The 4,682-nt window shown below is 39.2% G+C and carries 4 protein-coding genes; all 4 read left to right on the top strand.

The features are described 5' to 3' along the window. Positions 1 to 227: 227 nt before the first annotated feature. The 4 genes from mnmA to GQR46_RS16370 all read left to right on the top strand — a co-directional run bounded on the left by mnmA (position 228) and on the right by GQR46_RS16370 (position 4,578). On the top strand, positions 228 to 1,328 hold the full coding sequence (mnmA, locus tag GQR46_RS16385) for a tRNA 2-thiouridine(34) synthase MnmA (protein ID WP_165741543.1): 1,101 nt from the start codon (positions 228 to 230) through the stop codon (positions 1,326 to 1,328). After that, positions 1,328 to 1,930, top strand: a complete 603-nt coding sequence (hflD, locus tag GQR46_RS16380) for a high frequency lysogenization protein HflD (RefSeq protein ID WP_024589171.1) — start codon at positions 1,328 to 1,330, stop codon at positions 1,928 to 1,930. The genes mnmA and hflD overlap by 1 nt, the downstream gene beginning before the upstream one ends. Positions 1,931 to 1,961: 31 nt before the next feature. Further along, entirely contained in the window at positions 1,962 to 3,332 is a 1,371-nt protein-coding gene (purB, locus tag GQR46_RS16375) for an adenylosuccinate lyase (protein WP_024589170.1), read from the top strand. A gap of 88 nt (positions 3,333 to 3,420) precedes the next feature. Further along, positions 3,421 to 4,578 (top strand): cupin domain-containing protein, encoded by a 1,158-nt coding sequence (locus tag GQR46_RS16370; protein ID WP_165741541.1) that lies wholly within the window; start codon positions 3,421 to 3,423, stop codon positions 4,576 to 4,578. Positions 4,579 to 4,682: the final 104 nt, after the last annotated feature.

The raw sequence follows: 4,682 nt of genomic DNA, 5'->3' as shown, positions 1-4,682 counted from the left end.
AACTACATGAATTATTCTATAGTCTTAATTTATTAGTAAAGATCACTTTAATATTACTAAAGTTACAGCCTGATAACGCGCTTAAGTCTAGTTTGCTATTTGTTATATAAATAAAATACTGACTAATTCCCCTCTTTGCGCCCTTAGTCTCTTTAAGCACAAACAAAATACATGCTATAATCGCTGCCTTTCCAAGTTAACAGCAATCTGTATAAGCGAAATTATTCATGAGTGAAAATAGTCACATTAAAGTCATTGTTGGCATGTCCGGCGGTGTTGATTCTTCTGTATCTGCATATTTATTACAACAACAGGGCTACCAAGTAGAAGGCCTGTTTATGAAGAACTGGGAAGAAGACGACAATGATGAATACTGTGCTGCCGCTGATGACTTAAAAGATGCACAAGCAGTGTGTGATAAGTTAGGCATTGAGCTTCACACTGTTAACTTTGCAGCAGAATACTGGGACAACGTATTTGAGTACTTTTTAGCTGAGTACAAAGCAGGTCGTACACCTAACCCAGATATAATGTGTAACAAAGAAATTAAATTTAAAGCCTTTTTAGAATTTGCTGCTCAAGCACTCGGTGCTGACTTTATTGCAACAGGTCACTATGTTCGCCGTGAGCTTCGCGATGACAAATACGTAATGTGTCGCGGGCTTGATAACAATAAAGATCAAAGCTACTTCTTATATACCTTAAGTCATGAACATATTGGCCAAACGTTATTCCCTGTAGGCGATATCGAAAAACCAGAAGTACGCCGCATAGCAGAAGAACAAGACCTAATCACTCACGATAAAAAAGACAGTACAGGTATCTGCTTTATTGGTGAGCGTAAATTTAAAGACTTTTTACAAAAGTTCTTACCAGCACAACCTGGCGTTATCGAAGACACAGACGGTAATGACGTAGGCGAACACGAAGGCTTAATGTACCACACACTTGGACAACGCAAAGGCTTGTTAATTGGTGGAATGAAAGAAGGTTCTGGTGAGCCTTGGTACGTAGTAGATAAAGACCTTGAGCGAAATGTACTTATTGTGGGCCAAGGTAAAGATCACCCTCGCCTATACAGCAACGGTCTTAACGCAAACCAACTTCACTGGGTAGACCGTATTGGCCCTAAAGGCACAACTCGCTGCACAGTAAAAACGCGTTACCGCCAAGAAGACTTAAGCTGTACCCTACTTGTAGGTGAAGACGGCATGGCCCGCGTATTGTTCGACGAGCCACAAAAAGCAGTGACGCCTGGTCAATCTGCCGTATTTTACGCAGAAGATATCTGTTTAGGTGGCGGTATTATTGATTCGGTGATTAAGTAATGAATGAACACCAAGTCATGGCGCTTGCCGCCATGTGCCAGGCTGCTAAACAAGTTCAAAAAATTGCCCAATATGGCAACAATAACGAACATGATTTAGAAATATTACTTTCAAGTATTATTCAAACATCTCCGGCATCGCCAGAAGATGTTTACCAAGGTACTGACAACTTACGTGATGGTTACAAAACATTAATGGCGCAGCTAACCGCAGGCGCTCAAAAAGATGTTGAAATTGTAAAGTACGTAGGTGGTTTAATGCAGCTTGAGCGAGCACTAAGTGCAAACGACAAAAGCTTAAACGAATTAGGTAAACGAATTGATGATATTCATCGTCGTTTAGACCACTTTGCTATTACCGATGAGAGCGTTGTTGCCGGTTTAGCAGATATATACTCGTCGGTGCTGAGCCCCCTTGGGCACCGAATACAGGTTTATGGCAAACCCGAGTTATTAAAACAGCAACTCACTCAAAATAAAATCCGTGCGTTATTACTCGCCGGCATTAGAAGTGCAGTATTATGGCGACAAATGGGCGGTAAACGCCGTCACTTTTTCTTTGCAAAAAGAAAAATACTCGCCATTGCTAAAACAAAAATTTAACTATCGTTCAAACTAAAATTTAGGAGTTATTATGGAGCTTTCAGCGTTAACGGCTATCTCTCCAGTGGATGGTCGCTACGGCAGCAAAACCACTGAACTACGCAGTATTTTCAGCGAATTTGGCTTAATCAAATACCGCGTAATTGTTGAAGTGCGTTGGTTGCAAGCGTTAGCTGCAGCAAGCGATATTAAAGAAGTACCTGCATTTAGCGAAGAAGCTAATGCACTTCTAAACGCCATTGTAGATAACTTCAGTGAAGCTGATGCACAACGCGTTAAAGATATAGAACGCACTACAAATCACGATGTTAAAGCGGTTGAATACCTACTAAAAGAAAAAGTAGCCGATAACAGTGAGCTTCATGCAATAAACGAATTTATTCACTTTGCTTGTACTTCAGAAGATATTAACAATCTATCTCATGGTTTAATGCTAAGCGAAGCGCGTAAAAATGTTTTACTTCCTTATTGCGATGAACTTTTAAGCGCAATTAAAGCTAAAGCAATTGAATACAAAACAATCCCAATGATGACTCGTACGCACGGACAACCTGCTACACCATCAACTATGGGTAAAGAGTTTGCTAACGTATATATGCGCTTAAAGCGTCAACGCGGGCAAATTGCACAAGTAGAGATGCTAGGTAAAGTTAATGGTGCTGTTGGTAACTACAACGCTCACCTTAGCGCATACCCAGATTACGACTGGCATACACATGCAGATAAATTTGTATCAAGTTTAGGCTTAACACTAAACCCATTTACTACACAAATTGAACCGCATGACTATATTGCAGAATTATTTGACGCAATTGCACGTTTTAACACTATATTGTTAGATTTCGACCGTGACATGTGGGGTTACATTGCCCTTAATCACTTTAAGCAAAAAACAATTGCTGGCGAAATTGGCTCATCAACAATGCCACATAAAGTTAACCCAATTGATTTTGAAAACTCAGAAGGCAACTTAGGCTTAGCAAATGCTATTTTTGCTCATCTTGCACAAAAATTACCCGTTTCTCGCTGGCAGCGTGACCTTACTGATTCAACGGTATTACGTAACCTAGGTGTAGGTATGGGTTATGCAATTATTGCATACCAATCAACACTTAAAGGTGTAAGCAAGCTTGAAGTAAACGAGCAACGTTTAGCTGACGAGCTTGATCAAAACTGGGAATTGCTAGCCGAGCCGATTCAAACAGTTATGCGTAAATATGGTATTGAAAAGCCATACGAAAAACTTAAAGATTTAACACGCGGTAAACGTGTAAACAAAGAAATAATGGCTGACTTCATCGATGGTTTAGACCTTCCAGAGCACGCTAAAGTAGAAATGAAAAAACTAACACCTGCTAATTACATTGGTCGTGCTGTTGAGTTTATTGATGATTTAGTTTAAAAACTAAATTGCTCTTTTAAAAAGCGAAAGGATCATCCTTTCGCTTTTTTTGTTTTAACCCCATTGCACTAACTAGTAGGCATAATGTATGTATCAATTAAAAATAAATAATTTGTCTGAGCAAGAGTTTTTAAGCCATTTTTGGCAAAAAAAGCCGCTTTTAATCAAACAGGGTTTTGCTAATTTTCAAGACCCGCTTGATGCTAATGAACTTGCCGGCCTAGCAATGGAAGAAAGCATAGAGTCACGTATTATCACCAATCATAAAAATGACTGGCAAACGCACCAAGGTCCATTTGAAGACTTTGAGCAGTTAACAGACGATCATTCTACATTGCTCGTGCAAGCAGTTGATCACTGGCATAGCGATGCTGCACAACTACTAGAGCCATTTAGGTTTATTCCAAACTGGCGCATAGATGATTTAATGATCAGCTATTCAACGCCTAATGGTGGTGTTGGCCCACATTTAGACCAATATGACGTATTTATTATTCAAGGCGAAGGTAAACGTCATTGGCGTGTAGGCCTGCCCGATCCAACACTTAAACAGTTTGCTCAAAACAAAAAGTTACTGCAAGTTGAACCTTTTGAAGCCGTAATTGATTGCATATTAGAACCAGGCGATATTTTGTATATTCCACCAGGGTGCCCTCACGAAGGTTACGCTGTAGAAAACGCACTAAATTATTCAGTTGGTTTTAGGGCGCCAAATCAACAAGATTTATTGTCGAGCTTTGCCGATCATATTATTGATACCGAAAGCGGACAAAAACGTTATACCGATCACAACATCACACTAAGAAAATCAAAAGGTGAACTTACAAACCTTGAAGTTGATAAAGTTAAAACACTGATGGCGGCACTTTTAGAAAATGACGATTTATTTAAACAATGGTTAGGCTCAACGCTTAGTCAGCCCAAGCATGAAATGGATTTAGCACCAGTAGAACCTCCATTTACACCAGAACAAATAGCTGATGACTTAAACAATGAAGAAGCTGTGTTTGAACGTTTAGGTGGTACGCGTGCTATTTACCAGCAGCTCGAAACCGAGGTGTTACTAAGTGTAAATGGCGAAAATTACGCTATACCGTTAACTGACTTACCGGCGGTAAAACTACTTACCGATAATACTGAGTTTGAAAGTTCAGCATTAAATTTAGCAAACCCAAGTTTAGTTTTTACTCAAACCTTTACTACACTTGTTAATGAGGGGATCTGGTTTAATATAGACCAAGAGTAATAATACCAATTTTATTAATAATGATGAGCATTTTGCAGCGTAAAATATTGTGTGTACAGGTCAGTTAAAAATTTTAATTTTTACCTGATCTTGGCTTAAATAAT

This window comes from Pseudoalteromonas sp. Z1A6, from assembly GCF_011378745.1.
GTDB lineage: Bacteria > Pseudomonadota > Gammaproteobacteria > Enterobacterales > Alteromonadaceae > Pseudoalteromonas > Pseudoalteromonas arctica.
The sequence above is the reverse complement of the archived record's forward strand: the minus strand, read 5'-3'. Positions and strand labels throughout refer to the sequence as shown.

Bases quoted from the DNA above. Each gene is read 5' to 3' on its own strand.
- purB (WP_024589170.1), top strand. From the start codon at position 1,962: ATGGAGCTTTCAGCGTTAACGGCTATCTCTCCAGTGGATGGTCGCTAC.
- mnmA (WP_165741543.1), top strand. From the start codon at position 228: ATGAGTGAAAATAGTCACATTAAAGTCATTGTTGGCATGTCCGGCGGT.
- hflD (WP_024589171.1), top strand. From the start codon at position 1,328: ATGAATGAACACCAAGTCATGGCGCTTGCCGCCATGTGCCAGGCTGCT.
- GQR46_RS16370 (WP_165741541.1), top strand. From the start codon at position 3,421: ATGTATCAATTAAAAATAAATAATTTGTCTGAGCAAGAGTTTTTAAGC.